Source organism: Porphyromonas uenonis DSM 23387 = JCM 13868 (assembly GCF_000482365.1).
Taxonomy (GTDB): Bacteria; Bacteroidota; Bacteroidia; order Bacteroidales; family Porphyromonadaceae; genus Porphyromonas; species Porphyromonas uenonis.
The window spans coordinates 228,239-243,252 of record NZ_KI535306.1; the positions used below are offsets into that span (position 1 = coordinate 228,239).

Sequence of the window (15,014 nt, forward strand, 5' to 3'; positions counted from 1 at the left end):
ACCTTTGTAGCGTATTAAGTATTGGCATAGCATGCTTTATAGATTATGATGACAGCACACGATATACGAAAAGCCTTCCTCGACTTCTTTGAGGAGCACGGACACCGCATAGTCCCTTCGGCACCGATGGTGATCAAGGACGACCCCACACTTATGTTTACCAATGCCGGGATGAACCAGTTTAAGGATATCATCCTGGGCAATAAAGAGCCTCAGTATCGTCGTGCGGCAGACTCGCAAAAGTGCCTCCGCGTCAGCGGTAAGCACAACGACCTCGAGGAGGTAGGACGCGATACCTACCACCACACCATGTTTGAGATGCTGGGCAACTGGTCCTTTGGCGATTACTTCAAGAAAGAGGCTATCGGGTTCGCCTGGACCTTCCTCACGGAGCGCCTCCAGCTACCCAAGGATCGGCTCTACGTGACCGTCTTCGGCGGTAGTGCCGAGGAGGGACTGAGCCGTGACGATGAGGCGGCAGGTTACTGGCTTCAGTACACCACGGAGGATCGTATCATCGACGGCTCTCGTAAGGACAACTTCTGGGAGATGGGCGACACGGGCCCCTGCGGTCCTTGCTCCGAGATACACATTGACCTGCGTAGCGAGGAGGAGCGTCAGGCGGTCTGCGGACGTGATCTAGTCAATAAGGACCACCCGCTGGTCATCGAGATCTGGAACCTTGTCTTCATGCAGTACGACCGCAAGGCTGACGGGCATCTAGAGCCCCTACCCCACAAGGTGATCGATACGGGCATGGGCTTCGAGCGCCTCTGTATGGCTATGCAGGGTAAGAAGTCTAACTACGACACCGACCTCTTCACCCCTCTGATACGTGCCATCGAGACGCTCAGCGGGGAGCAGTACGGTCAGAATGAGCAGGTGGATATCGCCATGCGTGTCGTCGCTGACCATATCCGCACGATCGCTTTTGCCATTGCCGACGGACAGCTCCCGAGCAACGCTAAGGCGGGCTACGTGATCCGTCGTATCCTACGTCGTGCCGTGCGCTACGCCTACACCTTCCTCCATGCCGATGAGCCGATGCTCTACACGCTCCTACCCACGCTCAATGAGGTGATGGGCGGTGCTTATCCCGAGATCGTGGCGCAGCGCGAACTGATCGCCTCGGTGATCAAAGAGGAGGAGGAAAGCTTCCTACGCACCCTCGCTCAGGGACTCAAGCTTCTAGAAAGCAAAATCCAAGAGCTACCCCAGGACGCGAAAGTTCTATCGGGTGCCGACGCTTTCGTCCTGTACGACACCTACGGCTTTCCACTAGACCTCACAGAGTTGATTCTGTCGGAGCGTGGCATGACGCTCGACCAGGTTGCTTTTGACAAACTGATGCAGGAGCAGAAGAGCCGTGCCCGTCAGGCTGCAGCTGTCGATGCTGCCGACTGGGAAGTCCTCGACGAGGAGACCTCCGAGAGCACCTTCGTAGGCTACGAGACGCTCCAGATCGAGACGCATATCCTGCGCTACCGCAAGGTGGCTGACAAGAAGCACAGCTACTATCAGGTGGTGCTGGCAGAGACTCCCTTCTACGCTGAGATGGGTGGTCAGGTCGGTGACAAGGGCGTGCTGATCGCCCAGGACGGCACCGAGTACCCGATCCTAGACACCAAGCGGGAGAACAACCTCACCGTCCATATCCTCTCCACCCTCCCCGCAGATCCCAAGCAGCCGCTCATCGCTCGTGTAGGGGCTGAGCTACGTCACCTCACGGAGGCTAACCATACGGCGACGCACCTGATGCACCACGCTCTGAGAGCCGTGCTCGGCACTCATGTAGAGCAAAAGGGTTCGCTCGTTTCGGCAGACCTATTGCGCTTTGACTTCTCACACTTCAAGAAGTTGACCCCCGAAGAGATTGCTGAGGTAGAGCGTCTGGTCAATGCGGAGATTCGTGCCGACAGACCTCGTGACGAGCATCGCAATGTGCCGATTGCTCAGGCTAAGGAGATGGGTGCGATGGCACTCTTTGGCGAGAAGTATGGCGACGAGGTGCGTGTCATCAAGTATGGCGACTCGGTCGAGCTATGCGGTGGTACCCACGTGGCTAGCACGGGGCAGATAGGCTTTTTCAAGATCATCAGCGAGGGTTCTATTGCCGCCGGCATCAGACGTATCGAGGCGGTCACAGGTCCCAAGGCGGAGGAGTATGTACACCATCTGGAGGAGCAGTTGCAGCTCTTCAACGAGCGACTCAACAATGTGCCCGATCCGCTCAAGGCGCTAGACCGACTGATTGCCGAAAGTGCCGAGCAGCGCAAGGCTATCGAGCAGTACACCAAGGCTCAGGCGGAGCAAATAGCTCTGCAGGCTCTAGCCGATCAGACGAAGCATGGCGAGACAGCCATCGTCACCGTCAATAAGTCCATGAGTAGCGACGTGGCTAAGGATGTCGCTGGCACCATCCGCGAGCGCCTACAGGGCTCTTACCTAGCGCTCATCGGTGCTGCCGAGGAGGGCAAGTGCACCCTCACGGTAATACTCTCGCCAGACCTTGTCGACAAGGGGCTCAACGCAGGCAAGCTCATCAAGGAGGTCGCCTCGCTCATCAAGGGCGGTGGCGGTGGCCAGCCACACTTTGCGACGGCTGGTGGACGCAACCCCGAGGGGCTCCAAGCAGCCATCGACCATATCGTCTCGCTGATTTAGCAGCTAGCCAGATGCCACCCCTAGCCTTCATCTCCACCCAGTCAAGGGTGCTCGTGGGCAATCTAATGGGCGACTACCTGCGGGAGTTGCTCCGCCAAGGCAAGCCCGAGAGCTACTACCTACTGGCAGATGAGCAGGTGTGGCATCTGAGCCAAGAGCTTATAGCGAAAAACTATCCCGAGCTAACGGAGCTACCCCGCTATCTGATCAATGACCCTGAGGAGGCAAAGAGCCTTGAGGGCATCGCCGAGATGGCTCGCTGGCTCCTAGAGCAGGGTGCCCATCGTGGAGCTACACTCATCGCGCTAGGCGGTGGAGCCGTGAGCGATGCCGTCGGCTTCCTCGCTCAGATCTATATGCGGGGCATCTCGATTGTCCTACTCCCCACGACGCTCCTCGCCATGGCAGACGCTGCTGTGGGGGGCAAATGCGGAGTCAACTTTGCGGGTGTCAAGAACCTCCTCGGAGCTTTTGCCGATGAAGCTGACACGCTGACACTCTGCGACACAGCTTGGCTGGAGAGCCTCCCAGAGGAGGAGCTACGCTCAGGCTGTGGCGAGCTGATCAAGTATGGCCTGCTCGTTAGTCCCGACCTGTGGCGCCGACTACTGCAGGTACTGCCCGAGCAACCGCTCTCCTTAGAGCAACTAACCCCGCTCATTCGTGAAGCGGTGCAGTTCAAGCTCGACATCGTGGCTCAGGATCGTCTAGATCAGGGGCTCCGTCACCAGCTTAACCTCGGACACACCTTCGGACATGCCTTTGAGGCGTGGAGCCATCAGCACGGCGACAAGCCTTTGCTGCATGGCGAGGCGGTCGCTCTAGGACTCGTGCCCGAGCTATATCTCTCGCATGTCAAGCTGGGCTTCCCCAAGAAGGTGCTACACCAGTTGCTCGCCGTAGTGCAGGAGCTATACCGTCCGCTCGCCATCACCTGCCGAGACTACGATGCGCTCAGAGAGCTGATGCTCCACGACAAGAAGAATAGCGACGCACAGCGCATCACCACTGTCGCCCTCTCGGCCATCGGTGAGGTCCACGAACTACAAAACGCATCTCTCGACATCACCGAGGCGCTCGACTACTACCAAGACACGATGCTCTAGTCCTCGTAGTCGAAGCATCATATCGCACTCTATTTCTGACACATACAAGTTCCAAAAAGGGTTCCCTTCTTGGAACTTTTTAGTTCCAACGGAGGAACTCTTCGGTTCCAACGGTGGAACTTTTTAGTTCCAAGGGTGGAACTGTTCGGTTCCTCGGTAGGAAACTCTAGGTTCCTCCGCATGAGCGAGCGAAGCATTGGCACAAACGACAGCCCCCACGGGGCTCTGGTCGTAGAGAGCCGTGGGGGCTGTCATGATTTAGGGGCTACTTAGGGGCTGGTTAGCGCCCGTTGAGCGATGAGTTAGGGATGGCTTAGCGGTCTGTGAGCTGTCTGCTCCGCTTTACTCCTCGGGGATGTAGATGACCTCGCCATTTTCCAGCTCGTAGGCGATGCCGACGCGCTTACCGCGGCGCTGACTGGAGGCGTCCTCGCTGTCTGTCGGGGTGTACCGCTCGATGGTGGAGCCTTTCTTGGAGATAATCTCCATATTGTCCTTGCCTGGGTTCTTGATGATGGTAAAGTCCTCCTGCGTGAGCATCTCGGTCATGCTAAACTTCGTGACCAGTGCCACCATGAGTGCCACGGCAAAGACCATCGCCACGTCAAAGAGGTTGCTCACGAGCGACGATGGATCGGTATCGTCGTGGCGTAGGGGGCGTCGCTTACTTCTTCGTCTCATCTTCAGCTTGAGTTAGGAGTTCGTCGATGTAGTCAATGTAGATGAGCTCTTGGTGGTGATAGCGGTGGAGTCTCTGCAAGGTTAGATAGCCGATGGCGGAGACGAAGAGTCCCAGCACGGTGGTCGCAAAGGCGACCTGCATATTGTACGCCATGGTCGCCATATCGCCACTGCTAAGCCCGACGAGCGCTGGCCCCATTGGGATGAGGGTACCCATCAGTCCGAGGATCGGGCCGAACTTGGTCAAGACTTGCGGGTAGACGAGTCGCTTGTCGAGGCGTAGCTCATACTCGCCGATGAGTAGGCTACGCTCAGCAGCGGGAGCCGTGAGGAGCGAGCGCAGTAGCTCCTCAAAGAGGTCTAGCCGTGCTGTCTCTGGACTTTCACCGCCTAGCTCTTGGCGTAGTCTGCCGAGTAGTGCGCTAGCGTCTTCACGCTGATGGGAGAAGTAGCGTCGCTGTAGTCGCTTGTAGCGCTGTGCCCGCTCGATAAGTCCGCCCAGCATGAGGAGGGCTAGGAGGAAGAGTAGGAGTAGTCCAATGATCACCGGTATGAGGAGACCATTGGAGAGGAGAAACATAGTGTCTGAAATGAATTTCATAGTAATCTGTTGTGTGTAACTGTCTTATTTGCGTGAGCCTTTTGCCTTGATGAGCATGGCTATATAGCCGACGAGCACGCCACCTGCGAGGGTCGCGAGGAGGATGCACAGCTCTCTAGGCGAGGAGCTGTCTAGCTGAACCTCCGGTGCTTGGGTGCGCTCTGGGATGAGGATGTAGGCTATGACGCTACCCACGGCTAGCACCCCAGCCAAGAGCATGGCGAGCAGACGGAGGAACTCCCGATCACGGATTAGGCGAGGTGTCAGCTCGATGAGTAATAGGAGCACCACAGCAAAGGTTATGGTCACTGCCCAGTAATGGACCCCAGGCATGCTGTAGATGACGAAGCTCCTCAGGTAGCATAGCGCAGGTAGCATCAATAGCGAAGGCAGCCATACGGCTATCTGGTGGCAGGCGGTCATGACCGCTACGACTAGTCCCTCCCGATGATAGATCGTACGCAGAGGTCGGCGCGCGGGTCGGTAGGTGACGACCGCCATCGTGAGCAGTAGCTCTAGCGAGACCATCATGGCGAGTGTGGAGAGCTGCTCCGCCTGACGTAGCATAGTGTCGAGGGCTAGCTTGCTCACCCGCAGGGTCGCCTGATGGGTCGCCACCAAGCCTACGATATAGAGTACCGCATGTGCTAGTCGCACCCTACGGTCAGATCGTACGGCTGTGGTGGTGAGCGCCACTAGGAGCGCAAAGATGGAAACGATGAGTATCATCTCTTACTTCGTACGCTTCCTACGTCTGCTGTAAAGGATGGAGAGTACCAGTATGAGGACGAGTACGACGCCTCCGATGACAACTACCTCGGTTGTGGAGAGACTATCATGATCCTCTGCAGAGGCAGAGCCTGAGGAGTGCTTCTTGCCTTGGGCCTTGTCCGAGTCCTTCGAGAGTACCTGCTGCTTTTGGTCAGACTGTGAGGTCACCTTGAGCGCTTTGTCTAGGGCGGCGGTGTACTCTTGCTGCTGCTCGGGTGTGAGTTGATCTTGGATCATCTTACGCAGCTTAGCATTGTCACAAACCATACCGCTACAGCCAGCACCCGCCTTTGCCAAGCTCTCAGCATGGAGCCGAGCGATGGTCTGCTTTTGCTCAGCAGTCGCCTGCCAGTAACCCTTGCGAATGGTCTCCATCATGGAGGCGGTGAGGTCTTGCAGGGCTGCAGGGTTGTTTCGCTCGAAGAAGTCGACCGTGCCGAGCTGATGCTTGTCCACGACATACATATCGTAGAGGGCATCCCAAAGCTCCTTGTCGATGGCGGAGGGCTTCATAACGTTCCACGCATAGGTATTGCGGATGGTCTCGTCGATAGCGTCTGCCGCTCCAGCGCCCTCTTTGAGCTGCTCACGCACATAGGTGGGGTTGAGGATAGTGGTGCGAGCTTCGATCCCGATAGCTTGCTTGATCTCCTGCGTCTTGACACGACGACGGTTGCGCAGATCGGTGAAGTAGCCCTCGGGATCCTTGCCCGTGACGTGACGTACGGAGAGGGTGAGCCCACCCATAAACTCATAGACGTGATCCAAGCTTAGCGCACCCCACGTATTGCTCTGACGGGGCTGAACAACGGCATCGGTGTTTTGCAGTGCCGCCTCAAAAATACCCTTGGCGGTCTCGCCCCAGAGCTCTTCGTCTCCATAGATGGCGCCCATATTGTTCATGTAAACCTCAGCAATCTCGCTCTCTTTCTCCCAGCGGTCACCGCTCTCGACCATCTCCTGAATGCCAGTACCGTAGGCACCGTTGAGACCGCCGAAGATGCGCTTGCCACTAAGCTTACGAGCCTGCTCGGGGGGGACGCCATGCTCTAGGAGCACACGCTCCGCCTCGACACGTCCGAGGGCTATCTGGTTGGGAGTCTTGCCATCCTTGGTCTCTGCGACGAGGTCCATAGCCTTTTGCAAGAGGAAGAGTCGGGAGGCAGCGATGTCTCGGAGTTGGCCCGAGGTCTGTATGACCACATCCACACGAGGTCTGCCGAGCTCCTTGATGGGGATGACGCGCACGTCGATCACCTTGCCACGGCGGTCACGCACGGGCTCGACACCGAGGAGCGCCATAATCTCAGCGATGGTGGTGCCCTCGCTCTCGATGAAGCTACTGCTCCAGAGCGTGAAGCTCACCTTGCGCGGTATCGAGTCGTTGTGACGAGAGCGGTAGTCGGCGATAAGCGCATCGGCTAGTTGCTGTCCGTCTTCCCACGCCTTTGCCGTGGGTGTCATCTCGGGATCAATGGCGTAGAGGTTGCGCCCTGTGGGTAGTACGGAGGGGCTAGCGATGAAGTCACCGCCTGGTGAAGGTGCCGTGTAGCCACCACTGAGCGCATTGGCGAGCGAAGCTAGCTCGAGCTGTGGCGAAGTGACCAGCATACGCTTGTAATATGGTATCTGCGCTACGGAGCGACGCAACAGACTGACCCCCTCGGCGAGGAGTACCAGCTTGGGATCTTTCTTCGTCTCGGCACTGGCGGGCTTGCCGTGAGGAGGCATACCGCCTCCCATTCCTTTGGGCATACCTTTGGGCATACCTTTAGGCATATCCTTTGGCATTCCCTTAGGCATTCCACCGCCCATCATACCTGCAGGCATTCCGCCCGTCATACCAGCCTGTGCGCTCTCCTCTTGTTGTGCTTTGAGGAACTGATCGGCACGAGCCAGCTCGGCACCACTAACGCCTAGCGACTGAATGAGCGCATCGACCTCTCCCGAGGCAATCTCCCGATCCTGAACACGAGCCACGAAGCGGTCGGCAGGACGGAGGTAACGAGCGTTGAAGTAGACATCGTCCTTGATCTGAGCGTCGGTGATCCGTCCGCGAGACTTGTCCACCTGCGCCAGTGCATAGGCTATTGGATCGACCGAGAGGAGGCGGACACTGGAGCGAATCTTCTCCGAGGAGAATGGGACGCCTGTCGTGTACATACCGCCCACGATCTTAGCATTGGCTAGCTCGTCAATGAAGCTAGCGACCAGCTCAATCTCGTCTCTCGTGTAGGGTTTGCTCATCGTGGAGTCTAGCTTGAGGTCTCTGTGGAAGCCCTTAGCGATGGTCATCTCTTTGATCCGCTTGGAGAGGGCGTCGTCATCTTTTTCCGAAGCTAGATAGCGATCGGTCAAGTCGCGTAGCGGTTGCATCTCTTTGTCTAGCTGCGTATCGATAAAGGGCGGAGCCAAGTAAGAGACCGCCTGCCCGTAGGAGCGACGCTTGGCGATCATACACTCGCCGACGTTGGCCGTCGTGTAGTAATAGATGTGTGGCAGGTCACGCACGAGTCTGTCGGTGTAGTCATAGTTGCTTAGCGCCACCTGCTTGCCAGGGATAAACTCCAGACTGCCGTGCGTACCGAAGTGCATCAGGACATCAGCGTGCCAGCCGTTGCGAGCCCACAAGTAGCTCGCTATGTATGGGTAAGCGGGTACGGAGGTGGAGCCATGTACCATCTTGAAGTCTAGCTCTCCGCTACCAGATCCTGGCTGAGGAAGGAGAGCTACCTTACCATAAGTGAGTCGGGTCACCGCAATGCCCTCGACACCGTCACGCTCTAAGACGAGGTCGTGACCAGGTATCGCCCCGTAGCGACCTTCTATGCTGTCCTTGAGTGCAGGGGGGAAGGTATCGTCAATCCACTGCGTCAGCTCTTTCGTCGAGACAAAGGCGGGGTAGTTGCTACTTAGGAGCAGCTGCTTGTTGCCCTCCGCATAGTTGTTGTAGAGCGCGCCACGAGACATCAGATCCTTGGCAAAAGCCTCCTCCGTGTCGGGCAATCCCGTCAGGTCGTACCCTTGGCTCTGTAGATACTTCAGGACATTGTAGAGCGAGGGCACTACCTCGATGCCTTGCGCCACGAGACTGTTTTGTCCAGGACCCTTGAAGTAGAAGAGGGCTATGCGCTTGTCCGCATTACTCATCGTCTGTAGCTTGATATAGCGGTGGAGTAGTGAGCAGAAGTCGGGCAGACGCTCGGGGATCGTGTGAAACTCCTTAAAGCCCTGCTTGTTCTCTCGCAGTGTCACCAGCGCAAAGGGGTTGATCGCGCCATCTATCTCAGGCGTCACGACCGTCTGGCTGAGATAGCCTCCCCACATGCCTTGCTTGTCTTTGATCCAGTCGTCATATAGCTCCGATACGATGAGCGGAGTGAAGATAGGCACGTTGTGCTCCTTGAGCCAAGCGATGGCGGGGTCGCCACCGAAGCGACCGTGTGCGAAGTAGATGACCGCCTGTGGCTTGATCTCCGAGAGGAACTCCAGTCGGCGTGTCATAGCACTGATCGGATAGACGTTAAATCCTGACTCCTCCAACGCTCCGATCAGCTCGTCCAAGTAGTCGCGGCTCGATCCGAAGGGTCCTGCGATACCTGTAAAGAGCGCAATGCGAGGAGCTCCCTCCTTGTAGCCATGCTCCTTGTAGTACTTCTGAAAGCTCTCGACACTGTCGAAGGCGAGATCGGGATCTTCGTCCGTAAAGAGCAGGTCGTAGCCGTACTCTATCGGCTCCTCGATAGTACCCGTGCGGAGCGACTTGCCGAGGACTTCCTTACGAATGTAGTTAAAGCCCGAGCGGTAGTTGCTCGTACCGCCATTGGCCAGATAAGACTCCAGCTTCTCTCGCTGTAGCGAGTCTAGGTTGGAGATGTTATTCTCTGGCGTCGTGGTCATGTAGGCGAGGTACTTCAGTCCCTTCTCTTCGCCCAGTTGCTTGATTAGCGCACGGTCCTCGTCGGTCCACTTGAGCCCCATGCCGAAAGCGATCATAGCGTCGTAGTTCTTCAGCTCGGAGAGCTCCGTGACGGCTGTGAGGCGCACATTCTTCTTGTCGACCGCCACTGCCATACGAGAGGCTACGAAGTCCGGCATATTGACCAGTGCGACCCGTACTGGCTTAGGCCACAAGAGATAGGTACCGAGGATGATGAGTATCAGTAGTACTGGTGCTCCTATGTAGTAGAGATGCTTCTTAGAGAGAGTCATACGTAAGAAAGTCTTAAGGGGGAAGCCCTTTTTAGTAGTTCAGTGAGAGCGAAACGAAGTAGCTACGTCCAGGCGATAGCGAAGCGCCCTGCTCGACGATCGGGGTCATGTAGTTGAAAAGGTTGTCGCAGCCCAGCGTCAGGCTAAGGTCTAGGAGGGTCTGCCAGCGCTGCGTGACGCTCGCCCTAAAGAGTGCGTAGCCCGGGTAGGAGGCGTAGCTGTAGTCATCCTTATTGACATCGTAGACGGCAGAGGTCACGCCACTGAGGTAGCGCCCTGAGACCTGCCCCGAGAGGGTGTACGAGCCCCAGCGGTGCCCATACTGCACGGAGCCATTGATGTGGTGTGGTCTCGTGTTGCGGATATGGAAGGACTGCGTCTTGCCCTGCACCTTCATCTGCTCTAGGACGAGGGCGTAGTTGAGGTTGATATCAAAGTTTGCAAAGGGTGTGACCCGTAGCATCGCCGTACCGCTCCACAGGTCTAGGGGCTTCTCCCCGTTGCGATATTGGAGTACACTGCCCTCCTGCTCGGGACGCAGATAGATGCGGTTATTGATACGATTGTAGGAGGCCGAGAGGGAGAGATTCATAAAGGAGTTGTTGTACTCAGGAGTAATCATCACGAGGTGGCTGATCTCAGGCTTGAGGTCGCTAGAGCCCTTGATGCGAAACATGCCTCTGTGGTCCCAGTCCATAAAGAGCTCCTTGAGCGAAGGCGATCTAAAGCCCTCGGAGTAGCTAACGCGTAGGGCGTAGTTGCGATTGCGCCACATGATCGACAGGCGAGGCGTCAGGTGCGTGCCATAGGTCGAGTGCATATCCTGACGGAGCCCCACGGTGGTGCTCCAGTTATTGTCCATACGCCAGAGCATCTGCCCGTAGAGCGTCTTGGTCGAAGCGCTGTGTACGTCATTCATATTGGTCACCTGTACGCTACGCAGGTTCTCGTGGAGGATCTCCACGCCCGCATTGAAGCTCGGCTTGTAGGGATCTTCCGTCGGGTCGTAGTTGTACTGCATGCGCGCCGTCTGCGTCAGGTAGTTAAACTGTGGATCCCAGGGGCCCTCCTCCTTCGTGGCGAGGAAGAAGTACTTGTCTCGCTTGTACCCCTCGATATGGTAGCTGGTCTCTATGGAGTGTCCGTCGGTGGGTTTGTAGAGTACTTGCAGATTACCCGTGGGGCTCTGGTAGCGGTTCTTCTCCTTATCGTCAAAGTCCTGCATGCGTGAGTGAAAGCGTCCCGTAGCGGTGATCGAGAGACGCTTGTCTGGGGAAAGGTAGCGTAGCTTCTCTCCAATGTGAAAGGTGTAGAAGCCTGGCATCGTGCGTGGTCTATCGGCACTGACGCCTGGCAACTCGTAGTCGTGCTGCTTGGCATAGCCGCCCGTTGTGGTGCTGGTCACACGACCCAGTCTCATCACCAGACGACCGTTGTAGCGCTGTATGCTCTGCGTATCATAGTGGCTAGAGAGGTTGGCACCAAGCTTCTTGTGGCTCCGCTTCGTGATGATGTTGATCACGCCACCTATGGCATTGCTCCCATAGAGAGCCGAGCTAGAGCCTTGTAGCATCTCGATGCGCTGTATTGATGAAGGGTCTATACGCTCCAGGTCTACGCTACTGGCCGAGCCCTCGTTGGTCATGCGCTCACCATCTACGAGGAAGAGGTAGTAGTCTGCCGAGAGCCCCCGTATGCTCATTCGATTTTGCGTACCGTGAATACTTGTCTGCACTCCAGGGAGTACCATCTGTAGCAGATCCTCCACGGATCGTGCCTGCACCGCTTCGATCTCCTTGGGCGAGACGACGCGGATCGGTATGGAGATATTTTTCATCGGGCAGCGTGTGCGGGTACCCGTGACGACCACTACGTCAAGGCACTTGACCTTCGTACTATCTACGAGTGTCGAGTCTTGCAAAGTGGGTGTGGCAGAGAGAGCTCCTGCGAGGGTGAGTAGGGAGAGGAGGGTGTATAGAGACCTTTTCATATAGTGAAGCTTAGGGAGTAAAAGGAAATAGGCTCAGTGCGCTTAAGAGACGCTTAGAGCCAAGAAAGTTCGGAGCTACAGAGAGGGGTCTCTCTAGTAGCTCCGAGCTGGTAAAGGGGTGATTACTTCTTGTCTGCCTGCATGGCATACTCGAGGGTGATGTGTCCCGTCTTCTTCGTAGCATTCCGATAGTCTAGGACACGGACGCGGACGATCTGACCAGCTGCCGAGCGAACGAGAAAGACGGAGGGATCTACCGTCACCGTGGGAGGCATACCAGCCATGCTGATGATACCCTTATTTAGGTAGCCAGGCTTCCCGTTGCCCTTAGGCTCTGAGGTGAGCAGGAAGTTGGCCGACTGCTTCTTGTACTCTATATCGTGCTTGCCATCCTTGTTGGCACCAAACTTCATCAGGAGCATACCCTCACGGTCTAGCGTCCACTCGCTATCCTTAGGTGTGGCGATGTCTGCCTTTAGGTCCTTTTGGGTGGTGCGAGTGGCAGCGCCCTTGCCCTTGCCAGAGGTACCGCCATTGGTCTTGAAGTCGTAGCGGTGCAGACCTAGATCCCACGAGAGATCGGTCTCAGGAGCGGATACGGTGACCACTTCGCCCTTGGCAAAGTTGATGTAGACCCACTTCGTATAGTCGGAAGCGTCTACAACGATCTTCTTGGTCACCCACTCGCCTTGTGAGGGATTAGGCTTCGGTTCGTTATTGTCCTTGTCGCACGAAGCGCATAGTAGCAGCGTCATAAGCGCCACTAGAGAGAGTAGGATTGTTTTCTTCATTATACTTTGATTGCTTTGAAAAGTTGATTACCTGATTGCACTGCAAAGGTATGAAGGAGAGCCTACGCAAATCAATACCTAAACGTCGGTAATTAAGTTTGTGCCGTCCCAATGCTTAGCTATGAGCGCTCCCCAGCACAATCCTCTCGATCAGCCTCTCGGTAGCCGTTTCGTGTGGGGAGGCGAGCGTTTTTGTAAAAGTTCCAAAACGGTTCCTGCCTTGGAACTTTTCAGTTCCAACGGAGGAACTTTTCGGTTCCAGCGGAGGAACCCTTTAGTTCCAGCGGAGGAACGAAGAAATCCCTACGGAGGAACGAAGAAATCCCTACGGAAGGATTTGAGTTTTCCAACGGAGGAAAGTTAGTTTTCCTATAGTGGAAAGTTAGTTTTCCAAGGGAGGAAAGGAGCAATGCTTCGGACTTGTGATTTCTTTCTTCCGAAGTTTTATTTCGCACATCGGAGCAAATAAGAGATCTCCAGCGAGGAGTCTAGGATTTCCTCCGTGGAGATCGAGCAGGTGTGCCCTGCATGCTAGCAATTCATCTAGACCGCTCGTGAGAGCTATGCCGAGGGTCAGGGCTGACGCATTATAACCCAACCGTCTAGAAGCTATACATGACTATAGCTAGGAAATACACGGTTTGATTATTACTACAGAGTGGCTACGAGACCTCTCTGATTACACCTTTCTCCCGAAGAATGGAATTCCTACCTAGGAATTTGCCAAACAGCTACCTAGGAATTGCCCCAATTCCTACCTAGGAAATAAAAAATTCTTCGGAGGAATCAAATGAAACTTCGGAGGAATCAAAAAATAAGTCCGAAGAATTTGCCCATTTCCAGGTAGCAAATCAAAAATATCTCCTGAGGAATTTTGAAAATTCCTAGGTAGGAAATGAAACGTGCTTATTTTTATAATGCGTCAGCCCTGTACCGAGGGTAGCAAAAAAGCCCCACGTCTGCTGAGCAGAGCGTGGGGCTTCGTATGATGGGAGCCGAGGGGGACTATCGATGAGTCCGCTGGCTCGCTATGCTGGTCGTGAGCTTACTAGAGGCCTAGCTGCTTCTTGACCTGAGCCGTGATATCTACCGCAGAGGGACCTGAGTAAAGCATCATCGTGGCCTCCATGACATAGGTATAGCCACCTGCATCGCCTACCTTCTTGATGGCCTCTACAATCTTCTGCTGGATAGGTGCCATAAGCGTGCCTTGCTGCTTCTCCATGTCTTGCTGCATAGCCTGATAGGAGCGCTGGATGCGACTTTGCAGGTCAGCGAGCTCCTGCTCACGACTCTTGAGGAGCGCCTCGGAGAGCCCCCCTTTGTCCTTCATATAGAGCTCGAGCTTCTTCTGATACTCGTCGTTCATCGTCTGCATCTCTGCGGTGTACTTCTTGTCTAGCTCTTGGAGACGATCCTGAGCAGCCTTCATGTCAGGCATAGCTGCGATGAGTTCCTGTGAGTTGACGACAGCTATCTTCTGCTGAGCCGTAGCTACAACAGGTAGCAAGAGGAGGAGTAGGGATAGAAACAGATTCTTTGTCTTCATTGTTCTGTATTTAAGTTATTGATAATGCGTATGTATAGGGTTAGCGCTTGCGCCCATAGCCTAGCTTCTCTAGGACCTGGTCGCTGATATCGATAGATGGATTGGCAAAGACGATGCCTGCCGTAGAACGGTCGAGGACTAGCTGGAATCCGCTCTGCGATGCGATCTCCTTGATCGCTTGCCATATCTCGTCTTGCAGAGGCTTGACCATCTTAGAGCGACGCTCGAAGAGCTCACCCTCGGGCCCGAAGTACTTGCCTTGTAGCTCGGTAGCCTGCTGCTCGGTTTTGACGATCTCCTCTTCGCGCTGACGCTTTTGCTCGGCGGTGAGGAAGACGAGGTCGCTCTGATACTTCTTGTAGAGCGTCTCGGCCTTGTCTTGAAGTGTCTTGACTTCCTGCTGCCAACGCTTAGAGACGGTCTCGAGCTGCTCATTCATCATCTCATAGTTGGGGATGTTCTTGAGGATATACTGCATATCCACAAGGGCAAACTTCTGTGCTGATGCTCCTAGCGTAAGAGCTAGGAGGAGTGTGAGGAGATATAGATGCTTTCTCATAATATTGATGTTTAGAAGGTCCGTACTAGTGTGTATAGATGGCTTGGGGAGCTCATTGTTTAAGGAGGTCAAGCTGTCTGCGCACGCACT

11 protein-coding genes are annotated in these 15,014 nt (G+C 55.5%); 2 read left to right on the forward strand and 9 right to left on the reverse strand.

Translation table 11 applies throughout. The features are described from left to right. Positions 1-45: 45 nt before the first annotated feature. Together alaS and L215_RS0104630 are read left to right on the forward strand one after the other, a co-directional pair. Entirely contained in the window at positions 46-2,664 is a 2,619-nt protein-coding gene (gene alaS / locus L215_RS0104625; protein ID WP_027451418.1) for an alanine--tRNA ligase, read from the forward strand. Positions 2,665-2,675: 11 nt separating this feature from the next. Next, entirely contained in the window at positions 2,676-3,770 is a 1,095-nt protein-coding gene (locus L215_RS0104630; protein WP_025883265.1) for a 3-dehydroquinate synthase, read from the forward strand. 123 nt (positions 3,771-3,893) lie between these two features. Here L215_RS0104630 and L215_RS10395 read toward each other — a convergent pair whose 3' ends face one another. The 9 genes from L215_RS10395 to L215_RS0104670 form a co-directional block, all read right to left on the reverse strand. Further along, a complete protein-coding gene (locus L215_RS10395) occupies positions 3,894-4,025 on the reverse strand; it encodes a hypothetical protein (RefSeq protein WP_262498991.1) in 132 nt (43 codons plus the stop codon). 87 nt (positions 4,026-4,112) lie between these two features. Beyond that, positions 4,113-4,451: a DUF2149 domain-containing protein gene (locus tag L215_RS0104635; RefSeq protein ID WP_025883264.1), complete on the reverse strand. Its 339-nt coding sequence runs from the start codon at positions 4,449-4,451 to the stop codon at positions 4,113-4,115. After that, the gene (locus tag L215_RS0104640) at positions 4,435-5,052 is read right to left on the reverse strand and encodes a MotA/TolQ/ExbB proton channel family protein (protein WP_025883263.1); all 618 of its coding nucleotides are present in this window, start codon (positions 5,050-5,052) and stop codon (positions 4,435-4,437) included. The genes L215_RS0104635 and L215_RS0104640 overlap by 17 nt, the downstream gene beginning before the upstream one ends. A gap of 24 nt (positions 5,053-5,076) precedes the next feature. Continuing rightward, positions 5,077-5,781: a hypothetical protein gene (locus tag L215_RS0104645; protein ID WP_027451419.1), complete on the reverse strand. Its 705-nt coding sequence runs from the start codon at positions 5,779-5,781 to the stop codon at positions 5,077-5,079. Positions 5,782-5,784: 3 nt separating this feature from the next. Next, positions 5,785-10,035 (reverse strand): cobaltochelatase subunit CobN, encoded by a 4,251-nt coding sequence (locus L215_RS0104650; protein WP_027451420.1) that lies wholly within the window; start codon positions 10,033-10,035, stop codon positions 5,785-5,787. Positions 10,036-10,066: 31 nt separating this feature from the next. After that, on the reverse strand, positions 10,067-12,025 hold the full coding sequence (locus tag L215_RS0104655; RefSeq protein WP_025883255.1) for a TonB-dependent receptor plug domain-containing protein: 1,959 nt from the start codon (positions 12,023-12,025) through the stop codon (positions 10,067-10,069). Between the two features lie 122 nt (positions 12,026-12,147). After that, positions 12,148-12,816, reverse strand: a complete 669-nt coding sequence (locus L215_RS0104660) for an HmuY family protein (protein WP_025883254.1) — start codon at positions 12,814-12,816, stop codon at positions 12,148-12,150. 1,048 nt (positions 12,817-13,864) lie between these two features. After that, positions 13,865-14,365 (reverse strand): OmpH/Skp family outer membrane protein, encoded by a 501-nt coding sequence (locus L215_RS0104665; RefSeq protein ID WP_027451421.1) that lies wholly within the window; start codon positions 14,363-14,365, stop codon positions 13,865-13,867. A 40-nt stretch (positions 14,366-14,405) separates the two neighbouring features. After that, positions 14,406-14,924 (reverse strand): OmpH/Skp family outer membrane protein, encoded by a 519-nt coding sequence (locus L215_RS0104670; RefSeq protein ID WP_025883252.1) that lies wholly within the window; start codon positions 14,922-14,924, stop codon positions 14,406-14,408. Positions 14,925-15,014 lie beyond the last annotated feature (90 nt).

Bases quoted from the DNA above. Each gene is read 5' to 3' on its own strand.
- alaS (WP_027451418.1), top strand. From the start codon at position 46: ATGATGACAGCACACGATATACGAAAAGCCTTCCTCGACTTCTTTGAG.
- L215_RS0104670 (WP_025883252.1), bottom strand. From the start codon at position 14,924: ATGAGAAAGCATCTATATCTCCTCACACTCCTCCTAGCTCTTACGCTA.
- L215_RS0104645 (WP_027451419.1), bottom strand. From the start codon at position 5,781: ATGATACTCATCGTTTCCATCTTTGCGCTCCTAGTGGCGCTCACCACC.
- L215_RS0104630 (WP_025883265.1), top strand. From the start codon at position 2,676: ATGCCACCCCTAGCCTTCATCTCCACCCAGTCAAGGGTGCTCGTGGGC.
- L215_RS0104660 (WP_025883254.1), bottom strand. From the start codon at position 12,816: ATGAAGAAAACAATCCTACTCTCTCTAGTGGCGCTTATGACGCTGCTA.
- L215_RS0104655 (WP_025883255.1), bottom strand. From the start codon at position 12,025: ATGAAAAGGTCTCTATACACCCTCCTCTCCCTACTCACCCTCGCAGGA.
- L215_RS0104650 (WP_027451420.1), bottom strand. From the start codon at position 10,035: ATGACTCTCTCTAAGAAGCATCTCTACTACATAGGAGCACCAGTACTA.
- L215_RS0104640 (WP_025883263.1), bottom strand. From the start codon at position 5,052: ATGAAATTCATTTCAGACACTATGTTTCTCCTCTCCAATGGTCTCCTC.
- L215_RS0104635 (WP_025883264.1), bottom strand. From the start codon at position 4,451: ATGAGACGAAGAAGTAAGCGACGCCCCCTACGCCACGACGATACCGAT.
- L215_RS10395 (WP_262498991.1), bottom strand. From the start codon at position 4,025: ATGACAGCCCCCACGGCTCTCTACGACCAGAGCCCCGTGGGGGCTGTC.
- L215_RS0104665 (WP_027451421.1), bottom strand. From the start codon at position 14,365: ATGAAGACAAAGAATCTGTTTCTATCCCTACTCCTCCTCTTGCTACCT.